The 20,671-nt window shown below is 71.6% G+C and carries 18 protein-coding genes, 1 tRNA gene and 1 pseudogene; 14 read left to right on the top strand and 6 right to left on the bottom strand.

Translation table 11 applies throughout. From position 1 onward, the window contains the following. Positions 1–6: 6 nt before the first annotated feature. Positions 7–987: an SMI1/KNR4 family protein gene (locus DTL70_RS26690; protein WP_114024566.1), complete on the bottom strand. Its 981-nt coding sequence runs from the start codon at positions 985–987 to the stop codon at positions 7–9. A gap of 282 nt (positions 988–1,269) precedes the next feature. Between DTL70_RS26690 and DTL70_RS26685 the strand changes: the two genes are divergently transcribed. Both DTL70_RS26685 and DTL70_RS26680 read left to right on the top strand, forming a co-directional pair. Then, on the top strand, positions 1,270–1,926 hold the full coding sequence (locus DTL70_RS26685; protein WP_114024565.1) for a YwqJ-related putative deaminase: 657 nt from the start codon (positions 1,270–1,272) through the stop codon (positions 1,924–1,926). After that, positions 1,923–2,405 (top strand): annotated as a pseudogene (locus DTL70_RS26680) (SUKH-3 domain-containing protein); the annotation flags it as partial. The gene DTL70_RS26685 and the pseudogene DTL70_RS26680, both read left to right, overlap by 4 nt. Before the next feature lie 253 nt (positions 2,406–2,658). Here DTL70_RS26680 and DTL70_RS34455 read toward each other — a convergent pair. After that, the gene (locus DTL70_RS34455; RefSeq protein WP_245979785.1) at positions 2,659–4,470 is read right to left on the bottom strand and encodes a sensor histidine kinase; all 1,812 of its coding nucleotides are present in this window, start codon (positions 4,468–4,470) and stop codon (positions 2,659–2,661) included. A 179-nt stretch (positions 4,471–4,649) separates the two neighbouring features. Here DTL70_RS34455 and DTL70_RS26665 point away from each other — a divergent pair, with 179 nt between their 5' ends. The 6 genes from DTL70_RS26665 (at position 4,650) to pth (ending at position 10,210) form a co-directional block, all read left to right on the top strand. Beyond that, positions 4,650–5,540, top strand: coding sequence for a hypothetical protein (locus tag DTL70_RS26665; RefSeq protein WP_114024564.1), 891 nt, complete (start codon positions 4,650–4,652; stop codon positions 5,538–5,540). Then, positions 5,526–5,597, top strand: a tRNA-Gln gene (locus DTL70_RS26660). The genes DTL70_RS26665 and DTL70_RS26660 overlap by 15 nt, the downstream gene beginning before the upstream one ends. Before the next feature lie 131 nt (positions 5,598–5,728). Further along, positions 5,729–7,279 (top strand): bifunctional UDP-N-acetylglucosamine diphosphorylase/glucosamine-1-phosphate N-acetyltransferase GlmU, encoded by a 1,551-nt coding sequence (gene glmU, locus DTL70_RS26655; protein ID WP_114024563.1) that lies wholly within the window; start codon positions 5,729–5,731, stop codon positions 7,277–7,279. Positions 7,280–7,432: 153 nt separating this feature from the next. Continuing rightward, positions 7,433–8,410 (top strand): ribose-phosphate diphosphokinase, encoded by a 978-nt coding sequence (locus tag DTL70_RS26650; protein WP_114024562.1) that lies wholly within the window; start codon positions 7,433–7,435, stop codon positions 8,408–8,410. Between the two features lie 419 nt (positions 8,411–8,829). Beyond that, a complete protein-coding gene (locus tag DTL70_RS26645) occupies positions 8,830–9,441 on the top strand; it encodes a 50S ribosomal protein L25/general stress protein Ctc (protein ID WP_114024561.1) in 612 nt (203 codons plus the stop codon). Between the two features lie 175 nt (positions 9,442–9,616). Further along, a complete protein-coding gene (pth, locus tag DTL70_RS26640) occupies positions 9,617–10,210 on the top strand; it encodes an aminoacyl-tRNA hydrolase (protein WP_114024560.1) in 594 nt (197 codons plus the stop codon). An 8-nt stretch (positions 10,211–10,218) separates the two neighbouring features. Here the strand turns inward: pth and DTL70_RS26635 are convergent, their stop codons facing one another. Further along, complete coding sequence (locus DTL70_RS26635) at positions 10,219–10,866, bottom strand: DUF421 domain-containing protein (RefSeq protein WP_245979783.1); 648 nt, start codon at positions 10,864–10,866, stop codon at positions 10,219–10,221. A gap of 184 nt (positions 10,867–11,050) precedes the next feature. On the opposite strand from DTL70_RS26635, the gene DTL70_RS26630 reads away from it, so the two are divergent. Then, positions 11,051–11,566 carry a hypothetical protein gene (locus DTL70_RS26630; RefSeq protein WP_114024558.1) on the top strand — a complete coding sequence of 172 codons (516 nt, stop codon included), beginning with the start codon at positions 11,051–11,053 and terminating at the stop codon, positions 11,564–11,566. A 130-nt stretch (positions 11,567–11,696) separates the two neighbouring features. Here DTL70_RS26630 and ppc read toward each other — a convergent pair whose 3' ends face one another. Then, entirely contained in the window at positions 11,697–14,549 is a 2,853-nt protein-coding gene (gene ppc, locus DTL70_RS26625; protein ID WP_425470412.1) for a phosphoenolpyruvate carboxylase, read from the bottom strand. A 249-nt stretch (positions 14,550–14,798) separates the two neighbouring features. Here ppc and DTL70_RS26620 point away from each other — a divergent pair, with 249 nt between their 5' ends. The 3 genes from DTL70_RS26620 to DTL70_RS26610 all read left to right on the top strand — a co-directional run bounded on the left by DTL70_RS26620 (position 14,799) and on the right by DTL70_RS26610 (position 17,761). Next, positions 14,799–15,908 carry an acyl-CoA desaturase gene (locus DTL70_RS26620; protein ID WP_114024557.1) on the top strand — a complete coding sequence of 370 codons (1,110 nt, stop codon included), beginning with the start codon at positions 14,799–14,801 and terminating at the stop codon, positions 15,906–15,908. 210 nt (positions 15,909–16,118) lie between these two features. Beyond that, positions 16,119–16,790 carry a TetR/AcrR family transcriptional regulator gene (locus DTL70_RS26615; protein WP_114024611.1) on the top strand — a complete coding sequence of 224 codons (672 nt, stop codon included), beginning with the start codon at positions 16,119–16,121 and terminating at the stop codon, positions 16,788–16,790. 350 nt (positions 16,791–17,140) lie between these two features. Next, positions 17,141–17,761: a GNAT family N-acetyltransferase gene (locus tag DTL70_RS26610; RefSeq protein WP_114024556.1), complete on the top strand. Its 621-nt coding sequence runs from the start codon at positions 17,141–17,143 to the stop codon at positions 17,759–17,761. 108 nt (positions 17,762–17,869) lie between these two features. Here the strand turns inward: DTL70_RS26610 and DTL70_RS26605 are convergent, their stop codons facing one another. Beyond that, positions 17,870–18,661 (bottom strand): trans-aconitate 2-methyltransferase, encoded by a 792-nt coding sequence (locus tag DTL70_RS26605; RefSeq protein WP_114024555.1) that lies wholly within the window; start codon positions 18,659–18,661, stop codon positions 17,870–17,872. Positions 18,662–18,732: 71 nt separating this feature from the next. Between DTL70_RS26605 and DTL70_RS26600 the strand changes: the two genes are divergently transcribed. Both DTL70_RS26600 and DTL70_RS26595 read left to right on the top strand, forming a co-directional pair. Beyond that, positions 18,733–19,230, top strand: a complete 498-nt coding sequence (locus DTL70_RS26600) for a MarR family winged helix-turn-helix transcriptional regulator (RefSeq protein WP_114024554.1) — start codon at positions 18,733–18,735, stop codon at positions 19,228–19,230. Positions 19,231–19,309: 79 nt separating this feature from the next. Then, complete coding sequence (locus DTL70_RS26595) at positions 19,310–20,071, top strand: SDR family NAD(P)-dependent oxidoreductase (RefSeq protein ID WP_181861096.1); 762 nt, start codon at positions 19,310–19,312, stop codon at positions 20,069–20,071. 144 nt (positions 20,072–20,215) lie between these two features. Here DTL70_RS26595 and DTL70_RS26590 read toward each other — a convergent pair whose 3' ends face one another. After that, positions 20,216–20,647, bottom strand: coding sequence for a PPOX class F420-dependent oxidoreductase (locus DTL70_RS26590; RefSeq protein ID WP_114024553.1), 432 nt, complete (start codon positions 20,645–20,647; stop codon positions 20,216–20,218). Positions 20,648–20,671: the final 24 nt, after the last annotated feature.

Raw genomic sequence — 20,671 nt, 5'->3', positions numbered from 1 at the left:
GCGCTCTCACCTCTCCACAGGGACGGCGCGGGCGAAGCCGCCGTCCACCATCAGGTTCGCCACGGTCTCCAACTCCGGCGGGTTACCCGCGAGCCGCAACAAGAACGCGTCGAAATCCGCACCGCACGGCCGCAGCAGCCGCTCCACCCGCTCCTGCACCCCCATGCCGTCGGCGTCCCGCGCGTCGTCGTACGCGCAAAACCACACCGACCCCAGCGCCTCGCCCTTCACCTTCAAAGCGATCAGACCGCCCTGGACGAAGCCGACGCCCAGGAAGTCCTTGGTCAGGTGGTCGCGCAGGCACTTGTTGACGTAGACGAGGTCGTTGACGGCCGCGTCGTCCCGCACCGTGAAGAACGGCTGGTCCACCAGCAGACCCAGCTCCGCGTCGAGCGCCACGCCCTCCGGGGCGCAGCCGCCCGCGGCCTTGAGGAAACCGCGGTAGGCACCCGGCAGCCGGTAGCCGAGCCGCTCCTCGACGTCGGCGACCTGCCGTTCGGTCACCGCGGGCTCCGGCCCGTGCGGCACGGCGAAGTGCGCCGGGCGGGTCTCCTGGAGCGGACGCGTACCGGTCTTGCCGTGGTCGACGGACGCCGTCGCCAGACCACCGTGGTGCCGCAGCAGCGCCTTCACCTCGACGGGCACCAGCTCCATACGGCGGCTGTGCGCCACGTGATGCCACGTCCAGCCGTGCGGAGTGGCCACAGGCGGCAGATCCGTCCACAGCTCGTGCCCCTCGGCGTGCAGCGCGGCGTTGGCCGACACGTAGTCGGTCAGGCGCAGTTCGTCGCCACCGAAGCCGTCCGGGGGCTCGGCGATCTCGGCGGCCGCACGGGCGTACGCGGAGAAGTCGGGAAACCCGGCCGCATCGACCCGCACCCCCTGGGGGTGGCGGGCCGCCCTGACCGGATCCGGGAAATTCACGACCTGCCCGGCGTACGCCCGGTTCGGTGGCGCGGCGGCTTGTCCGAGCCGACCTGTCGTCATGGCGTTGGCCCCCTGCTGGTGCTGGCTGGTTCCCAACAGCCTATGCGGTACGGCAACCGCCAGACACCGCCCCCGGCACTCCCCCCACCAGCCGCCTGCAGCGATCCCGCACGACCGCCGCCAGCAATCCCGCACCGGACCACTCACCCAGAGGGCGTGAAAAACGGTCTCCCTCCGGACCGCACCACCGTGACGCCCACGGGGGAATGAGCGACTCATGCGCCACACTGCATACTTGGGCGAGCCCCGGCACTTAAGGGGACACTCGGGGAGGAAGCTCCATTGCACACCGCACAACAGGCGCACACACCGCAGGCGCAGACCGCGCCCCCGGCACACCCCGCCGAACAGGCGCAACCCGCCAACAGTCACGGGGCGGGCGACCCGCGCATCGGCTGGACGAACGCCGCCGACTCCCTCAGCGCCACCGCCCCGGCCCTCAGGCACCGAAGGGACGGCATCCTGCCCGCGGTCGCCGCCGCCCTGTCCATCCGCGGCGAGACCCTCACCTGCACCGGCAGCAAGAGCGAACGGCCACCCGCCCACCACCCCCTCGTGCAGGACTTCCTCGACACCCTCACCACCGAACGCCGCTCCCGCACGACAGGGCGCTGCCCCGAGGCCGTCCTCCTCTCCCGCTACCTCACCGCCACCGAGACCAGTCGGGCCGCCAAACGCGGCGCCCGCAAACAAGGCAAGAACGCAAAGTCGGGCGGCACCAAGGCCACCAGGGCACCCCGCACCACGAAACCGCCCAAACCCCTGACCCTGAGCGAAGCCAAGCGCGCCCTCAAGCACGCCAAACTCACCGCACGCCGCATCCGCGAGGACGGCGACCCCCTGCACGGCAGCTACATCCCGCCGTGCCGCTCCTGCACCCCCCTGCTGGCCCACTTCGGGGTACGGGCCATCGACCCGGCACAGGAGCACGACCGGTGACCACCCGCTTCCCCGTCGCCGTCGACGACCCCCTGCGCAACGCCGGATGGGAACCAGGACGGTGGGACATCCGACAGGCCGAACAGTGGGCCGACACCCTGCGCGCCCACGTCTCCCCCGGCGGCCACCGGCACGCCGTCTTCCCCGCCGCCGTCGAGGTGTGGGCCGAGTTCGGAAGCCTGCACATCGCCCCCACAGGGCCGGGACGGCACCTGGCACCCGCACACGTCCACATCGACCCGCTCACGGGACTGCACGCCGCCCGCACCTTCAACGACCTCGGCCGCGCCCTGGGAACACAGATCTGCCCGATCGGCACCGAAGGCGAGTACGGCGGCACCGACGCGCTGCTCGTCATCGACGCCCAGCGCCGCGTCTACAGCCTCGACCCGACAGGCGACTGGTACGTCGGCGCCGACTTCGACTCCGCGCTCTCCGCACTGCTGATGGGCCTCGTCCCGGCCAAGCTCAGCGCAGGCGCCCCGCCGTCTCCGCGCACGGCCCCCGACGACACCGCCGTCCACGCGACCGCCCACGCGACCGAGACCGCCCCGCACCCGGCCGACGGCGCGCCCCACCCGACCGACGACACGGCCCCCGCCCCCGAACCCGGCCCTGACTCCGGCTCCGGCTCCGGCTCCGGCGACGAGGCGGGCACGGCGACGGGCGGCACCTGGGCCACGGGCGACGACACGCGCGCGCCCGACAGCGCACGGAACTTCCCCGAAGGGCTCACGCCCGCGCGTACGGAATGATCGCCGACACCCGGAACCCGCCGGAGTCCGTCGGCCCCGACACGAAGCCGCCACCCAGCGCCGTGACCCGCTCCCGCATGCCCACCAGCCCGTTGCCCCCGCTGGGCAGCCCCGCGTCGGCGGCACCGTCCACCGCGGGCTCGTTCTCCACCTGCAAGGCGACCTCCGCCTCCCGGTGCGCCACCCGCACCCGGGTCGCGGCACCCGCGGCGTGCTTGTGCACGTTGGTCAGCGCCTCCTGCACCACCCGGTAGGCCGTCTGCTCCACCGTGGACGGACAGGCACCGTCCGGGCTCCCCTCCACACTCAGCTCCACCGCCATCCCGGCAGCGCGCGACTGGCCGACCAGCGCGTCCAACTGCGCGAGCGACGGGACCTGCGCGTACGGAGCCCTCTCCCGGCCCGCGCCAGCCGCGCGGACGATGGCCTCCCGACGCGCGGCAGCCGCTGCCCCGGCAGTCGCCGACACGGACCCCGACGCGAACTCCGAGCCCGGCTCCGGCGGGCTCGAGGGCGCCCGCCCGGCACCGTCCCCGCCGGGCACACCCACAAACGGCCCCTCCGAGGGACCGCCCGAGGCGTCCGAGGCGTCCGACACGTCCGAGGCGTCCGATACGGGCAGCGCCCCGACGGACGACACCGGTGCGGTCGCGCGCGCCGGCGCGGCTCCGTCCTCCCCCGCCGCCGTTTCGCCCGTCCCGGCGCGCACGTGCTTCCCGCCCCGCTCGGCGACCTCCGCGTCCCCTGCCCCACCGGCGCCCGCAGCCCGCCCTTCGGCGCCCTCGGCCGCCACCGCCGCCCCGGTCCGCGCGCCCGGCCCACGGCCTCCGGACCGACCGGCCCGCACCGGCTCCTCGGCCTTCCCGTCCTTGCCGTCCTTGTCGCTCCGCTCCGCCTTCTGCCCTGCCCGACCAGGCTGATCGGACCGCTGGTCGGTGTGGCGGGCTTGCTCGGCCTGCGCCGGCTTCTCCCCGTCGCCGGACCGCAGCACACCCAGCATCGTCCGCAACTCGTTGAGAGCCTGACGGCCCATGTCGCCCACCAGCGCGGCGTTCCTGGACGCCTTCTCCGGATCCTTCAGCGTCACCGCCTGCAACGCCGCCGCGTGCACCACCATCAGGCTCACCCGGTGAGCGACCACGTCGTGCATCTCACGGGCGATCCGAGTGCGCTCCTCATTGCGCGCCCACTCGGCGCGCTCCTCCGCACGGTCGGCCAGCAGCGACAGCTCCCGCTCCAGACCGTCGGCCCGCTCGCGCAGCGACTCCACGAGCCGCCGCCGCGCCCCCACGTACAGGCCCAGCAGCACGGGCGGGGCCGTCACACCGATCGACATCAGCACAGCGGCCAACGGCACGAACCACGACGACGGGTTGAAATCGGGATCCTGCCCGACGCTCTGCTCCAGCCGGAACGTGGTCATCGCCAGCGTGCCCAGCGCGGTCATCGACGCCAGCAGCCCGGTGATCCGCCGCGGCACCTCGGTCGCGGCCAGGGTGTAGAGGCCCACCACGCACAGGGTCGCGCCCATGTCCGCGGGTATGACGGCGATGGCGACCAGGACGACGGCGATGGGCCAGCGCCGCCGCAGCACCATCGTCGCCCCCGCGACCACACCCAGCACGACCGCCAGCCCGTCCGGAATGCCCGTCTCGCGGGCGAAACTCTGCCCCTGGAGCGCGCACTCGGCGGCGGAACCCGCCGCGAGGCCGACATCGAGCACCGCACTCCGTGGCCGTTCCCACCACCACGGCCCGCCCCGCGCACGGTTCTCCCCCGTCTCGGTCATACCGACCAGCCTACGACCGAAGAGCACCCCCTTTCCGGCCGAGCCCCGGAACACCCCCTTCCGCGCATCTGTCCGTGACCGGATGGTTTGGCAATCGAACACAAAGGAATTCACCCGAACTAAGCAAGCGGACGTCTTTTCGCAGCGCACAGCGCCATTCCCCCGCAAGACTCACCCGTATGGCACAGACGCACGACACGTACGAACGCCTACGCGAACAAGCCCTCGCGCTGCGCCGCGAAGGCCTCAGCCGCCGCCACATCCGCGACCGCCTGAAGATCTCCAACAACGACCTCCTCAACCGCCTCGTCAAGGGCGAACCCCCACCCGCCTGGACCCGCCGCCCCCGCGCCAAGGACGACCTGCGCGCCCGCGCCCGCGAGCTGCGCCGCCAGGGCTGGACGTACGACCGGATCGAACTGGAACTGGGCGTCTCGCGCAGCTCGGTATCCCTGTGGGTACGGGACCTGCCCAGACCGCCGCGCCGCACCAGCGAAGAGGCCTCGGCCATCGCCCGGCGCGGGTGGGAGCGCACCCTCCAGCTCCGCGAGGAAGAACGGCAGCGCACCAAGGCCGCCGCCGCGGCCGAGATCGGCACCCTGACGGACAGGGAGTTGTTCCTGATCGGGGTGGGGCTGTACTGGGCCGAGGGCTCCAAGAGCAAGGTCTACCGACGCACCGAGCAAGTGACCTTCTGCAACAGCGATCCGGCCATGATCCGCCTCTACCTCGCGTGGTTGGATCTGCTCGGCGTGGCGGGCGAACACCGCTGTTTCCACGTGATGATCCACGAGTCGGCGGATGTAGCGGCCGCCGAACGCTTCTGGGCGGACCTGGCGGGCAGGTGCACCGACGACTTCTTCAAGCCCGTCCTCAAGCGGCACAATCCGAAGACGGTGCGCAAGAACGTCGGGGACGATTACCGCGGCTGCCTGGTCGTCCGCCTGCGGCAGAGCGCACACCTGTACCGTCGCATCGAGGGCTGGTGGTACGGCATAGTGTGTGAGGCCGGTTCGGCACCCAGACAGGAGTGTCCGAATTTAACCAGTATGCTATCCCCCGTGGTGTAATCGGCAACACTGCTCACTTTGGATGAGTTATTCCAGGTTCGAGTCCTGGCGGGGGAGCCCATGGCGCGCAGGCCGCGGAGCACCGCGGCCGCCCCTCTCCCAGCCGGACGGCGGCCATCCCCTTCCTTCGGCTGACCCCCCGGTATCCTGCGGGGCAGCACCCACCCCCGAAGTCGAAGGGCACCCCCGTGAGCGTCACTCGCCCGGCAGCCGTCGTCGTCCTCGCAGCGGGTGAGGGCACCCGCATGAAGTCGGCGACGCCGAAGGTTCTGCACGAGATCTGCGGCCGTTCCCTGGTCGGCCATGTGGTGAGCGCCGCGCGGGCGCTGGACCCGCGTGAGCTGGTCGTCGTCGTCGGGCATGCGCGCGAGAAGGTGACGGCGCACCTGGGCGAGCTGGACGCCCAGGTGCGGACGGCCGTGCAGTACGAGCAGAACGGCACCGGGCACGCGGTGCGTATGGCCCTGGCGGAGCTGGCCGACGGCGATCTGACGGGCACTGTCCTGGTGACCTGTGGTGACACTCCGCTGTTGACGGGCGCGACGCTGCAGCAGTTGGCGGACACGCACGTCGCGGACGGCAACGCGGTCACGGTGCTGACCGCCGAGGTCCCGGACGCGACGGGGTACGGGCGCATCGTGCGGGACGCGGCGGACGGTGCGGTCACCGCGATCGTGGAGCACAAGGACGCGACGGAGGCGCAGCGGGCGGTCCGTGAGATCAACTCGGGTGTTTTCGCGTTCGACGGGCGGTTGCTGTCGGAGGCGCTGGGCAAGGTGCGTACGGACAACAGTCAGGGTGAGGAGTACCTGACGGATGTCCTCGGCATTCTGCGTGGCGAGGGGCACCGGGTGGGTGCGTCGGTGGCGGGTGACCATCGGGAGATCGTGGGGATCAACAACCGGGTGCAGTTGGCCGAGGCGCGGCGGATGCTGAACGGCCGGCTGGTGGAGGACGCCATGCTGGCGGGGGTCACGGTGGTCGATCCGGCCACGACGTGGCTGGATGTGGGGGTGACGTACGAGCCGGATGCGGTGGTGCATCCGGGGACGCAGTTGCTGGGTGCCACGCATGTGGCGGCGGGCAGTGAGGTGGGGCCGAACAGCCGGTTGACCGATACCTGGGTGGGTGCGGGTGCGTCGGTGAGCAACACGGTCTCCGAGGGTGCTCGGGTCGGTGAGGGGGCGTCGGTCGGCCCGTACACGTATCTGCGTCCTGGTACGCGGTTGGGCCGGAAGGTGAAGGCCGGCAGTTATGTGGAGATGAAGAACGCGGTGGTGGGTGACGGCACGAAGGTGCCGCATCTGTCGTATGTGGGTGATGCGGAGATCGGCGAGGACACCAACATCGGTGCGGCGAGTGTGTTCGTCAATTACGACGGTGAGAACAAGCACAGGACGACGGTGGGTTCTCATTGCCGGCTGGGTGCCGACAACATGTATGTGGCACCTGTCACGGTCGGCGACGGTGCTTACAGCGCGGCCGGTTCGGTGATCACGAAGGATGTGCCGCCGGGGTCGCTGGCGGTGGCGCGGGGGCAGCAGCGCAACATCGAGGGCTGGGTTGCGCGTAAGCGCCCTGGTAGTGCGGCTGCGCTGGCTGCGGAGGCGGCGATCGAGGCGGGCCGGGACGCGGCTTCGGGTGGGGGCGTAGCGGAGGCGTCCGGGGTGGCGCGGTCGGCTGGTTCGGCCCGTTCGTCGCAGGGTGCCGCCGGGCAGGTTCCGGCAGAGGAGGGTTAAGACCGGGTATCCGGTTGTATGACGTGGGGCGTACGGTTATGGGGAGCCTGATTGGCCACGCGGCCGAAAACCGACGCCGCCGCCCCCGCCAAACCGACGCCGCCGCCCCCCGCTGAGCCGTCGTGCGGCGCACCACACAGGGAGACAACAGCAGTGACCGGGATCAAGACGACCGGCGAGAAGAAACTCATGCTCTTCTCCGGCCGCGCCCACCCCGAACTCGCCGAGGAAGTCGCCAAGCAGCTCGGCATCGGCGTGGTCCCGACCAAGGCTTTCGACTTCGCGAACGGTGAGATCTACGTTCGCTTCCAGGAGTCCGCGCGCGGCGCCGACTGCTTCCTGATGCAGAGCCACACGGCCCCCATCAACAAGTGGATCGTCGAGCAGCTGATCATGATCGACGCGTTGAAGCGGGCTTCGGCGCGGAGCATCACGGTGATCGTCCCGTTCTACGGCTACGCCCGGCAGGACAAGAAGCACCGGGGTCGTGAGCCGATCTCCGCGCGGTTGATGGCGGATCTGTTCGGTACGGCGGGTGCGGACCGCATCCTGACCGTGGATCTGCACACGGATCAGATCCAGGGCTTCTTCGACGGTCCGGTCGACCACCTGTTCGCGCTGCCGTTGCTGGCGGACTACGTGGGTGCCAAGACCGACCGCAGCAAGCTGACCGTGGTCTCTCCGGACGCGGGCCGGGTCCGGGTCGCCGACCGCTGGGCCGACCGTCTGGGTGCCCCGCTGGCGATCGTCCACAAGCGCCGTGACCCGGATGTGGCCAACCAGGTCACCGTGCACGAGGTCGTGGGTGATGTGGAGGGCCGGGTCTGTGTCCTCGTCGACGACATGATCGACACGGGCGGCACGATCTGTGCGGCGGCGGACGCGCTGTTCGCCAACGGTGCCGAGGACGTCATCGTGACGGCGACGCACGGTGTGCTGTCGGGTCCGGCGGCCGACCGGTTGAAGAACTCGAAGGTCAGCGAGTTCGTGTTCACGAACACGCTGCCGACCCCGGGTGAGCTGGAGCTCGACAAGATCACGGTGCTGTCGATGGCTCCGACCATCGCGCGCGCGGTGCGCGAGGTGTTCGAGGACGGCTCGGTGACCAGCCTCTTCGAAGAGAACGCGTGAGCGGTCCCGCAGGGGCCCCGGACCGGCCTGTGCGATCGGCGCGGCCGAGCGGGCCCGCCGGATTCTCGCGCTGAGCGATTTCGGCACAGCAGGCCGCTCGATTTCCGAGCGGCCTGCTGTGCGTTCTTCCGACGGGCCTGCCGATCGGTTCCCGGCCGGCATTGCTCCTCGGTTGCCGGGGCCGGCCTGCCAGCCATTTCCCGGCCGGTCTGCCGATCGGTTCCCGGCCGCCCTGTGATCGATTTCCGACCGGCCTCCCCCGCCGAGTAGACTTCGCACGTCGCTCGGCGAGGGAGGCCGGTCCGGTTGTTTTCCGGAGGCCGGATGCTCCGTTATCGACGCGCGCTCTTCGTAGCAGGTCCGTCGGGACCGAGTGGCAACGCACTGTCCGTCTTTTTGTTGCCTACGAGGAGCGCAGCATGGCTGATGTGAATCTCACCGCCACCACCCGCAATGAGTTCGGCAAGGGCGCCGCGCGCCGCCTGCGCCGCGAGGAGAAGATCCCCGCGGTCATCTACGGCCACGGTTCCGAGCCGGTGCACATCGCGCTGCCGAGCTACGACATGATGATGGCCCTCAAGACGCCGAACGTCCTGATCAACCTGGACATCGAGGGCAAGAAGCAGCTGGTCATCCCGAAGGCCGTCCAGCGCGAGGCGATCCGCCAGTTCCTCGTCCACGTCGACCTGCTGGTCGTCAAGAAGGGCGAGAAGGTCCAGGTCGACATCCCGATCCACATCGAGGGTGAGCTCGCGCCGGGCCAGAACCTGCTGGAGCACGTCTACAACTCGCTGCCGGTCGAGGCCGAGGCCACCCACATTCCGGAGACCATCACCGTCTCCGTCGACGGTCTGGACGTCGGCGACTCCATCCTGGCCAAGGACATCAAGCTGCCGGGCAACACCGTGCTGGCCATCGAGGGTGACGAGACCGTCATCCAGGTCCTCGGCGCCCAGGCGGAGGAGCCGGCCGCCGAGGGTGCGGAGGGCGAGGAGGGCGCTGCGGAGTCCGCCGCGCCGGCCGCCGAGTAAGGACCCTGGCTGTACCTGTGCTGTGCGCGGGCGCCGGACGGGCTGTTCACGGCCCTGTCCGGCGCCCGCGCCGCACAGTGCACCGTGCGGGGCGTACCGCGCCCCGCATCCTGCCCCGCACGCTGAGCGCCCCGGCCGGCGCGCGCCTGACCGGATCGACCGAAGGACCACGCACATGGCGGCCACCACCGAACCCTGGCTCATCGCGGGCTTGGGCAATCCGGGTCCCGACTACGCCGGCAACCGCCACAACGTGGGCTTCATGGTCGCCGATCTGCTCGCCGGGCGGATGGGCGGCGCGTTCAAGTCGGCGAAGGGTGCCCGCGCCCAGGTGCTGGAGGGGCGCATCGGCGTTCCGGGGGTCAGCAGTACGCGCGTGATTCTGGCCAAGCCCATGTCGTACATGAACGTTTCGGGCGGCCCCACCAAGGCGTTGCTGGATTTCTACGGGGTGCCCGCCGCGCGCCTGGTCGCCGTCCACGACGAGCTGGACATCGACTACGGCGTTCTCCGGCTCAAGCTGGGCGGGGGTGACAACGGCCACAACGGGCTCAAGTCGCTCACCAAGCTGCTGGGCCGCGACTACTACCGCGTCCGTTTCGGTGTCGGCCGCCCTCCTGGCCGCATGCAGGTGGCCGACTACGTGCTGAAGAACTTCTCCTCCACGGAGCGCAAGGAGCTCGACTACTTCGTCGACCGTGCGGCGGACGCGTGCGAGGCCCTGGTGCTGGAGGGCCTGGAGAGGGCCCAGAGCACGTACAACAGCTGACGCGGCCCTCAGCCCTTGTCGCTCTGCTCGCGGCCGTTCGCGCGCAGGAGTTCCTCGATGGCGGCGAGACGCTTCTCGAGGCGGTCGATGTCGGCCCGGGTGGACTGTGCGGCCTGGGGGTCGGGGACGATGACGAAGCGGCCGTCCGGTTCGAGGCTTCCGCGTTCGACGGTGTCGATGCTGCCGCCGGTCTGCAGGCGTACGGCCTGCTGGAGCTCGCCGGAGCGCAGCCCGAGCCGGCGCATGGCCCGCCGTACGACGCGGCCGTCCTCGATGACGGTGGTCGGGTCGCCTTCCAGCAGCTTGGCCGCGCGCGTGTCGGCGGCCAGCCACCGGTTCATCAGCGCGTTGACGGCCACGAGGGTGGCGGCGCCGACCACGCCGCCCAGGAGGCTGTAGTCGCTGCCGATGATGGCGTTCTGCACGACGTTGGAGAGCAGGAAGACGACGACGAAGTCGAAGGTGTTCATCGAGGCGAGTCCGCGTTTCCCGGAGAGCCGGATGAGCACGATGATGACGGCGTAGACCAGCACGGTGCGCAGGATCTTCTCGACGACGGGGATCTCGATCGTCATCATGTCGTGCCACATGCGGGCGGCCTCCCTCTCGGCGCTCGCTCCCACAGTGGTGGCGTCGGCCCCGGTAACGCTGCTCAACGCGCGGAGGGAGCGCGAAAAGGGGGGTGGTGGCGGCGCGCCTGTGCGTGCGTGTTGCGAGGGCTCGCGACGGGGTGCGGCCCACGTCGTTACCGGAGGGTCGACTTCCGATAGTGGCGCAAGCGCGCACAAGACGGTCGGTCGAGGTTGACCGGTAACCGTCAAGTACCCAAGGATCTCCGCCATGTCTTCACGAGTCGCCCAGACGAAGATCAAGCGGAGCCGCGTGCGGCGGCTCGGGGAGAGCGCGTTCGGGATGCTGTTGCTGGCGCGGGCCGCACTCATGGCGCTGATCGCGCTGGTGCTGGTGGTGGCGGGGGTGTGGACCTCGTGGGACACCGCTTCGGTCGCCATGACGGGGGACGAGCGCGGCACGGTCACCGTCACCACGTGCGGTGACGAGAGGTGCAGCGGGACGTTCTCCCCCGCCGGGTCGGGCGCGTCGGCGAAGGTGACGGTCTCCCAGTTCGTCTCGGGCGGCCGGGGCGAGACGCTGGAGGTGGCGCGCAAGCCGGGTTCGGACCAGGTCGTGCGGACGGGGCCGGCCGGTGTGCTGTACGCCTGGGTGCCGCTGGGCGGCGCGCTGCTACTGGCGTCGCTCGTGGTCGCGGGCGGACTGCGGATGCGGAAGACGGCGCTGGCCACCGGGGTGTGCGGGGCGCTGGTCATGGGCGGGGCCTGGGCCCTGCTCACCTTCTGAGTCACCCGCGAGAGGGGTCACCCGCGAGATCCCCGCGAGATCCCCGCGAGAGAGAGTCCTTCGCGAGAGGGTCCTCCGCGAGGAGAAGGAGCAGCAGCGCCCAGGCCCCGTCGGCCCGTTTGGCAAGGGCTCAGCCGGTGTTGCGCAGGCCCGCGGCCACGCCGTTGACGGTCAGCAGCAGGGCGCGGCCCAGGGTCTCGTCCGGTTCCTTGCCCGCGGCCGCCGCCTGCCGCTGGCGGTCCAGCAGGGAGACCTGGAGGTAGGAGATCGGGTCGAGGTAGGCGTCGCGGATCTTGAGCGTCTGCTTCAGGACCGGGTTGGACTCCAGCAGCCCGCTCTCGCCTGTTATACGCAGGACTTCTTCGACGGTGAGGGCGTGTTCGGCCTCGATGGTGGCGAAGACGTGCCGCAGTTCGTCGGGGACGAGGGTCTCCACGTAGTGGCGGGCGATCCGCAGGTCGGTCTTGGCGAGCGTCATCTCGACGTTGGCCAGGAAGTTGCGGAAGAAGTGCCAGTAGGTGTGGGCCTCTTCGAGCACGCTGTCGAGTCCGGCTTCGCGGGCGGCCTTGAGGCCGGTACCGACGCCGAACCAGCCGGGGACGATCTGCCGCGACTGGGTCCAGCCGAACACCCACGGGATGGCGCGCAGCCCGTCGAGCCCGGCGCCGGTGTCGGGGCGGCGGGAGGGACGGGAGCCGAGGTGGAGTTCGGCGAGCTGGTCCACGGGGGTGGAGGCGAAGAAGTAGGCGGGCAGGTCGGGGTCCTCGACCAGCTTCCGGTACGCCTGGTGGGCGGCGTCGGAGACGGTGTCCATGGCCGCGTCCCAGCGGGCGAGCGCCTCGTCGGACTGGCGGGGCGCGGTGTGCAGCGCCGAGGCCTGGAGGGTGGCGGAGACGGTCAGCTCCAGGTTCTCCCGGGCGAGGGAGGGCACCAGGTACTTGTCGGAGATGACCTCGCCCTGCTCGGTGACCTTGATCTCGCCTTCCAGGGTGCCCCAGGGCTGGGCGAGGATCGCGTCGTGGGTGGGGCCGCCGCCGCGGCCCACGGTGCCGCCGCGGCCGTGGAAGAGGCGCAGCCGCACACCGTGCCGGTGGGCGACGTCGCGCAGCCTGCGCTGGGCGCGGTGGATCTCCCACTGGCTGGTGGTGATGCCGCCGAACTTGGAGGAGTCGCTGTAGCCGAGCATGACCTCCTGGAGGTCGCCGCGCAGGGAGACCAGCTTGCGGTAGGAGGGGTCGGAGAGCATCGCGTCGAGCAGCTCGTCGGCGATCTTGAGCTCGTCGGTGGTCTCCAGCAGCGGGACGATGCCGATCTTGGCCCAGCCGCCGTGCAGGTCGATCAGTCCGGCCTCGCGGGCGAGGACGGCGGCGGCGAACACGTCGTCGGCGCCCGCGCACATCGACAGGATGTACGACTCGATGACCTCGGGCCCGAAGGTGTCCAGGGCCTTGGCGACGGTTTCGAAGACGCCGAGCGTCCTGGCGCCCTCCGCGTCCAGCGGGGCGGGGCTCGGGGAGAGCGGGCGGCGGGAGCGCAGCTCCTTGGCGAGCAGGCGCTGGCGGTAGTCGCGCGGCATGTCCGCGTACCGCCACGACTCCTCGCCGAGCCGGTCGAAGAGCTGGCCGAGCGCGTGGTGGTGGGCCTCGGCGTGCTCGCGGACGTCCATCGTGGCCAGTTGCAGCCCGAAGGCGGCCACGGTGCGCAGGGCGCGCTCCAGGCGGCCGTCGGCGACCAGGCCGCCGCGGTGTTCGCGCAGCGACTCCTGGAGGAGCTCCAGGTCGTCGAGGAGTTCGCCGGTGCCCAGGTAGTCCCAGCCGGGCGCGTGGGGCAGCTTCTCGGCCAGCCGCGTGCGGGTGTTGAGGAGCTTCTGGCGGACGCAGGTGGCCTTGAGCCGGTAGGGCTCCTCCGCGTTCAGCCGCTTGTAGCGGGGGCTGATCTCCGGCAGCCGCGCCAGGTCGGTCTCCAGGGAGTCCAGCAGGGGCTGGGTGGCGCCGCAGTTGCGGATGGAGTTGGACAGGGCCCCGCGCAGCTCGTCGACGTGGGTCAGCGCGTCGGTGATGCCGTGTTCGTGCTGGAGGATCAGCACGTCCCAGGTGACCTGGGGGGTGACGTTGGGGTTGCCGTCGCGGTCGCCGCCGATCCAGGTGCCGAACGTGAGCGGGCGGGTGCCCGACGGCAGCGGGGCGCCTGCCCGCTCCAGCTCGGCGGCCAGGTCCTCCAGCACGTCGCCGACGGCGCCGCGGTGCAGCTCGTCGAGGTAGTAGATGGCGTTGCGGGCCTCGTCGGCCGGTTCGGGGCGGGCGACGCGCAGTTCGTCGGTCTGCCAGACCAGGTCGACGTTCTCGGCCAGCCGCAGGTCGCTGCGGCGCCGCTCGGCTCCGCCGATGGCGTTCTCGGACTCCTCCAGCAGCTCCGCGATCTTGCGCAGCTTGGTGAGGACGGAGCGGCGGGCCGCCTCGGTGGGGTGCGCGGTGAAGACGGGGCGTACCGACAGGTTGCGCGCGGTGTCCGCCAGGTGCGCGGGGTCGGCGTCCTTGAGCATGTCGGCGGTACGGGCCAGCATGCCGCCGTCGCCGGCGCGGCGGGCCCGCAGCTCGCGGCCGCGGTGCACCTGCTCGGTGACGTTGGCCAGGTGGAAGTAGGTGGAGAAGGCGCGGACCAGCTTGGTGGCGGTCTCGATGTCGGTCTCGCCCAGGAGTGCCGCGGCTGCTTCGCCGTCGCTGCGGGTGAGGGCGCGGACACGCTCGACCAGGTCGAGGAGTTCCGCGCCTTCCTGGCGGACGAGCGTCTCGCCCAGCAGGTCGCCGAGCCTGCGGATGTCGGCGCGCAGGGCGGAGGTGGCCTCGACGGCGTCGGCGCCCTCGCCGTGGCCACCGCCGAGGGTGTCCACACCGAAGGTGTCGTCGAGCGGGGCGGGGTCACTCGATCCGGGCGCGTTCCGCGAGGGGGTCGAGGTGGGTGGATTGGTGTCGGCGCTGCTCACAGGTGCTGCTCCCTTGGGGGTTCTCGTCCCTTGCGGGGTGGCTTCGGGCAGGTGGCGGACCGCGCTGTCCGACGGCACAAGGATAGGTCGGCCCCAGCGTGGTACAGCACCTCTGTCCGAGGCGTGGGCACCGCGCGGCGTGATCGTGCCCGGTGCGCACCCCTCTTGTCCCGTGACTTACGGCTGCCATACTTACGACGCCGTAGGTTACGGAACCGTAGCCAAGCCGAGGTCCAATGAGGGACATCTATGACGACTAGTCCGGACGTGCTCGACAGTTCGCCGGAGGCCGCCCCCGCCGCGGGAGCCGAGGCCGGCGCCTCCCCCGCCCCGGCTCCCTCCGCGACGTTGGGCGGTGAGCAGCGCCGCTCGATGGAGCAGATCGCGCTGCTCGCCTTCATCACCGTTCCGTTCATCGCGCTGGTGGCAGCCGTGCCGCTGGCCTGGGGATGGGGGGTGAGCTGGCTGGATCTGGGGCTGCTGGTCGCGATGTACTTCATCGGCTGCCACGGCATCACGATCGGCTTCCACCGGTACTTCACCCACGGCTCGTTCAAGGCCAAGCGGCCGCTGCGCATCGCGCTGGCCATCATGGGCTCCCTGGCCGTCGAGGGCCCGCTGGTGCGCTGGGTCGCCGACCACCGCAAGCACCACAAGTTCTCCGACGCCGAGGGCGACCCGCACTCCCCCTGGCGCTACGGGGAGACGGTCCCCGCGCTGATGAAGGGCCTGTGGTGGGCCCACATGGCGTGGATGTTCGACGAGGAGCAGACGCCGCAGCACAAGTACGCGCCCGACCTGATCAAGGACCCGGCGCTGCGTGCCATCTCCCGCCAGTTCGTGCTGTGGACGGCGGTCTCGCTGCTCATCCCGCCGCTGGTGGGCGGCCTGGCCACCTGGTCGTGGCAGGGCGCGCTGACGGCCTTCTTCTGGGGCTCGCTGGTGCGCGTGGCGCTGCTCCACCACGTCACCTGGTCGATCAACTCCATCTGCCACGCGGTGGGCAAGCGCCCCTTCAAGTCGCGGGACCGCTCGGGCAACGTGTGGTGGCTGGCGGTCCTCTCCTGCGGCGAGTCCTGGCACAACCTGCACCACGCCGACCCGACCTGCGCACGGCACGGCGTCGAGCGCGGACAGATCGACTCCAGCGCCCGTCTCATCCGCTGGTTCGAGAAGGCGGGCTGGGCGTACGACGTGCGCTGGCCCAAGCGCGAGCGGCTGGAGACCAAGCGGAACGAGGACGGCTCGCCCGGCCGCAGGACCGGCGCGGCCGGCGCAGGCGAGGCGGCCTCCGCCGACTCCGGGGGTGCGGCCGCCGCCGACTCCCGGCGTGAGGAGCGGGTGGCCGGGGCGGCATGATGCTGTGCTGACCCAGGGGCGACGCCCCTGGGTCCCCGGGCGCCAGCCCCGGGACCCCACGCAGCCACACGACAGGGAAGGCCCCACCCCGTGCCGACCGACGAGACGCCGCAGCCGTTCGGCGACGCGCCGCAGCACTACACCGGTGCGCCACCGGCACCTGACGGTGCGAGGCCGACGGCGCACCCCGGTGCGCCGCCCGGGCCGAGCATCCCCGACGGCACGAAGGGGGGCAAGGCACCCAGGGGTGCCAAGCCCCCCAAGCGCGCCCGCCGCCGGATGACGGGCAAGGAGCGCCGCGAACAGCTCCTGGACATCGGCCGCACCCTCTTCGCCGAGCGCGGCTTCGAGGGCACCTCGGTCGAGGAGATCGCCCACAAGGCCGGGGTGTCCAAGCCCGTCGTCTACGAGCACTTCGGCGGCAAGGAAGGCCTCTACGCCGTCGTCGTGGACCGCGAGATGCGGCGGTTGCTGGACATGGTGACCGGAGCGCTCACCGGCGGGCACCCCCGCGAGCTGCTCGAGCAGGCCGCCTTCGCCCTGCTCGACTACATCGACCACTACACGGACGGGTTCCGCATCCTGGTGCGCGACTCCCCGCTGCCGCAGTCCACCGGCACCTTCGCCTCCCTCATCTCCGACATCGCCACCCAGGTCGAGGACATCCTCGGCCGCGAATTCAAGTCCCGCGGCTTCGACGCGAAACTCTCCCCGCTGTACGCGCAGGCCCTCGTCGGCATGGTCGCCCTCACGGGACAGTGGTGGCTCAACGTCCGCAAGCCGAAGAAGTCCGAGGTCGCCGCCCACCTGGTCAACCTCGCCTGGCACGGGCTGGACGGCCTGGAGCAGAAACCGCGCCTGATAGGGCACCGCAGGTCATAGCCGGCCGGCCCCGCGCCCCGCGGGAACGGGGAGAGGCCGGGCGGCCCGCGAACCGTCCTGGACGGCCTCGCCCGCGACCTCGCCCCCGCGGCCCCTCCGTGACGACACCTGGCCGACCGTGTGACGACGCTCGGTACGGCTGCGGAACCCGCCTTCGACGGTGGCGCACTGCCGGAGGCCGTCGCAGGTGCCGCCGGCGCCTTCGAAGGCCGGAAAAATCAGCCGCGACCGGGGGAAACCTGTGCGAGGATCCCCCGCGTGGCGCGTGCGTTGCGGGCGTGCGCAGCGTGCGTGCGCAGCGTGCGCGGTGTTGACGGTCGTCGACCGTTCGGAGGCGTGGAGGCCGGGACATGTTCGCGATACCCCTGGGTGACGACGGCGCCGAACTGCGCCCGCTCGAACCCTGGCAGGCCGAGGAGTTCCTCGCCCACATGGAGCGGGGCAGGGAGTTCATCGGCCGCCACATCGGCTTTCCCGACCAGGCCACCGACCTGGAGTCCAGCCGCGCCTGCCTGCGGTCGTACGCGGACAAGGCCGCAGCCGACACCGGGCGGATCTTCGGCATCTGGACGGAGGTCCCCGAGGGGACGCGCGGCAGCGGCGGCAAGCTGGTCGGCGGGGTGCTCTTCCGCACGATGAACCCCGCGCAGGGCGTCGCCGAGGCGGGCTGCTGGCTGGAGCCCGCCGCCGTGGGCAGGGGGCTGATCACCAGGGCGTGCCGGGTCGTCGTCGACTGGGTGATCGAGGAACGGGGCTTCCACCGGGTGGAGTGGCTCGTCTCCGCGGCGAACGAGCCCAGCATCGCGGTGGCCCGCCGCCTGGGCATGACGAGGGACGGCGTGCTGCGCGAGAGCCAGCTGTACCGGGGGAAGCGCACCGACATGGAGCTCTGGTCGGTGCTGGCCCCGGAGTGGCGGGCGGCCAAGCGGGCGGCGGCGGCCCGGCCCACCGCACCCAGGTACGCTCCGTGAGCTTCGGCCGGTTGCCGGAGGGGCCCGTCGTGGGAGCGCGGGTGCGCGGAACCTGGTCGCCCCCGCGCCGCTGCGGTGCCCGCCACGCCCAGGCGGGCCGCCGGCCGCTCAGCGTTTGACCGCCACCACGAAAATCCGGCGGAACGGCACCGCGGTGGTGCCGTCGGGGCCGGGCGGGTACGCCGCGCGGAGGGCCGCGCCGTACGCGGTGAGGAAGGCGTCGCGGGCGTCCTGGTCGTCACCGAGGCGGGCGAGGGCGGGGCGGAGGGTGGTGCCCTTGGTCCAGTCGAGGACGGGATCGGGTCCGGTGAGCCTGTGGAGGTAGGTGGTCTCCCAGGTGTCGATGTCGCAGCCGAGGGGGGCGAGGACGTCCGCGTAGCCCGCCGGGTCGAGGGCGTCGGGGCGCGCCACGTCGGCGAGGCGGTCACGCCAGCGGGGCGAGGCGCACAGGTCGGCGAGGAGCGTGTGGCTGGGGGCGCGGAAGTTGCCGGGCATCTGGCAGGCGAGGACGCCGCCGGAGGGGAGGGCGGCGATCCAGTCGGGGAAGGCGTGCTGGTGCCCAGGCACCCACTGGAGGGCCGCGTTGGAGAAGAGCAGCCCGAAGTGTTCGTCGGGGGCGGGGCGCCAGTCGGCGAGGTCGGCGTGGGTGAAGTCGAGGCGCCCGGGGCGGGTGTGGGCCGCGGCCTCCTTGAGCATGTCCTGGGAGCTGTCGTATCCGGTGATGTGCGCCTCGGGCCAGCGTGCGGCGAGGACTTCGCTGGGCCCGCCGGGGCCGCAGCCGAGGTCGGCGATGCGGGCGGCGGGGTGCCCCGGCAGGTCGTCGGGCACGCGGGCGAGGAGGTCGCGGAGGGGGCGTAGACGGTATCCGGCATGACGGAGATACTGCTTCGGATCCCACATGGCAGCAGCCTGCACCGGACTTCTCTTGACGTCAAGAGACTTCACGTCGACAGAACCTCTACACTGATCCCATGGAGGACGAGGTCGACCGTTTGGTGGCAGCATGGCGCCGGGAGCGCCCTGACCTCGACGTCGAGCCGCTGGAGGTACTCAGCCGGGTCAGCAGGCTCGCCCGGCATCTGGACCGTGCCCGCCGGATCGCGTTCGCCGAGCACAACCTGGAGCCCTGGGAGTTCGACGTGCTGACCGCGCTGCGCCGCGCGGGCACCCCCTACCAGCTCTCGCCGGGCCAGTTGCTGACGCAGACGCTCGTCACCTCCGGGACGATGACCAACCGCATCGACCGCCTCGCAAAGAAGGGCCTGGTCGAACGGCTGCCCGATCCCAACGACCGGCGCGGCGTGCTGGTCCGGCTGACCACCGAGGGCCAGGACCGCGCCGACAGCGCCCTGGCCGGGCTGCTCGACCAGGAGCGCGCCCTCCTCGCCGAACTCTCCACCCCGCAACGCGACGAACTCGCCTCCCTGCTGCGCCGGCTGACGGCTCCGTTCGACAACATCCCCATCTGACGGCCCTCCCGCCACCCGCACGGACGCCACCCGCGCCGTGCCCTACCGGACCGGGCGCCGTGCCCCTACGATCACGCGCATGGCCATGGGCGCGCGGTTCGCATCACGTACGGTCGTCATCTCCGGTGGAGGCTCCGGGATCGGGGCCGCGACAGCGCACCGGCTGGCGGACGAGGGGGCGGCCGTCGTCCTCCTCGACAGGGAAGAGCCGGGGGCGCATCGCACGGCCCGCGAGATCACGGCGTCGGGCGGACGCGCCGCCTTCGTCCTGGGAGACGTCACGGACGAACCCGCGTGGGCGCGCGCGGTGGCGACCGCGCACGAGGGGTTCGGGCCGGTGGACGGGCTGGTGTGCAACGCGGCGATGGCGCGGCACGGCGCCGCCGACGAGATCTCCGTCGCCGACTGGGAGAGCCAGCTCCAGACCAACCTGACAGGCGCGTTCCTGGGGGTGCGCGCCTGCGTGGCGGACCTGCGACGGCAAAACGGCGCGATCGTGCTGACGTCCTCCGTACACGCCCTGGTCGGGCTGCACGGGCGGCCCGCGTACGCCGCGAGCAAGGCGGGTCTGACCGGGCTCGGCCGCCAGCTGGCGGCCGACTTCGGCCCACAGGTGCGGGTCAACTGCGTGCTGCCGGGTCCTGTCATGACACCGGCCTGGGACGGGGTCGAGGAGGAGGACCGGCGGCAGGCGGCGCACGAGACGGTCGTCGGCCGCCACGGCCGCCCCGACGAGGTCGCCGCCGCCATCGCCTTCCTGCTGTCCGAGGACGCGTCGTTCGTGACGGGCGCCGGACTGGTCGTGGACGGCGGCTGGAGCGTCTTCAAACACTCGGTGTAACCCCGAACGAAACGGTCACGCCACCAAGCGGCCAACCCGCGAGGCCGCGTGGCCGTCAGGCCGCTCCGTCTGGCCATGTGATGCCGGCCCGCCCCCGGGCCGGGGCGGGCCGGCGGCTCGCCCGTGCGGGGGCCGGCGGCTCGGTCAGGCGGCGAGGTCCGCGTAGGCGATGGCCCGCGCCACGTGTGCCCGCACCAGGTACTCGCCGGGGACGGCGTTGCGCTCGCCGAACGCGGCGGCCTGCTCGCGCCCCATGTAGCGGCCGCCGATCCTGGTGGCCCAGTCGCGCAGGAGGTCGAGGTCCTCGACGAACTCCTCGACGACGCATTCGAGCATCACGAAGCTGAACGGGGGCTCCTGGTCGTCGACGCACAAGGCGAAGCGGGGGTCGCGGTGCAGGGAGGCGGACTTGAGGGAGTCACTGCCGGTGGTGAACAGCAGGCGTCCCTCGTCGTCCAGCAGGAACCACACGGGCGTCACGTGGGGGCGGCCGTCCTTGCGGACGGTGGCCAGCTTGCCCGTGCGGGTTCCGGTGAGGACGAAGTCGCGCCACTGGGCCTCGGTCATCTGCTGCATCGTCGCTGCTCCCACGCTCGTCCC

The sequence above is a fragment of the Streptomyces diacarni genome (assembly GCF_003323715.1).
Classification (GTDB): domain Bacteria; phylum Actinomycetota; class Actinomycetes; order Streptomycetales; family Streptomycetaceae; genus Streptomyces; species Streptomyces diacarni.
Note: the sequence above shows the minus strand (reverse complement) of the source record. Positions and strands in the feature narration are given on the sequence as shown.

Bases quoted from the DNA above. Each gene is read 5' to 3' on its own strand.
- DTL70_RS26690 (WP_114024566.1), bottom strand. From the start codon at position 987: ATGACGACAGGTCGGCTCGGACAAGCCGCCGCGCCACCGAACCGGGCG.
- DTL70_RS34455 (WP_245979785.1), bottom strand. From the start codon at position 4,470: ATGACCGAGACGGGGGAGAACCGTGCGCGGGGCGGGCCGTGGTGGTGG.
- DTL70_RS26665 (WP_114024564.1), top strand. From the start codon at position 4,650: ATGGCACAGACGCACGACACGTACGAACGCCTACGCGAACAAGCCCTC.
- DTL70_RS26645 (WP_114024561.1), top strand. From the start codon at position 8,830: ATGGCTGATGTGAATCTCACCGCCACCACCCGCAATGAGTTCGGCAAG.
- pth (WP_114024560.1), top strand. From the start codon at position 9,617: ATGGCGGCCACCACCGAACCCTGGCTCATCGCGGGCTTGGGCAATCCG.
- DTL70_RS26630 (WP_114024558.1), top strand. From the start codon at position 11,051: ATGTCTTCACGAGTCGCCCAGACGAAGATCAAGCGGAGCCGCGTGCGG.
- DTL70_RS26620 (WP_114024557.1), top strand. From the start codon at position 14,799: ATGACGACTAGTCCGGACGTGCTCGACAGTTCGCCGGAGGCCGCCCCC.
- DTL70_RS26610 (WP_114024556.1), top strand. From the start codon at position 17,141: ATGTTCGCGATACCCCTGGGTGACGACGGCGCCGAACTGCGCCCGCTC.
- DTL70_RS26605 (WP_114024555.1), bottom strand. From the start codon at position 18,661: ATGTGGGATCCGAAGCAGTATCTCCGTCATGCCGGATACCGTCTACGC.
- DTL70_RS26600 (WP_114024554.1), top strand. From the start codon at position 18,733: ATGGAGGACGAGGTCGACCGTTTGGTGGCAGCATGGCGCCGGGAGCGC.
- DTL70_RS26595 (WP_181861096.1), top strand. From the start codon at position 19,310: ATGGCCATGGGCGCGCGGTTCGCATCACGTACGGTCGTCATCTCCGGT.
- DTL70_RS26590 (WP_114024553.1), bottom strand. From the start codon at position 20,647: ATGCAGCAGATGACCGAGGCCCAGTGGCGCGACTTCGTCCTCACCGGA.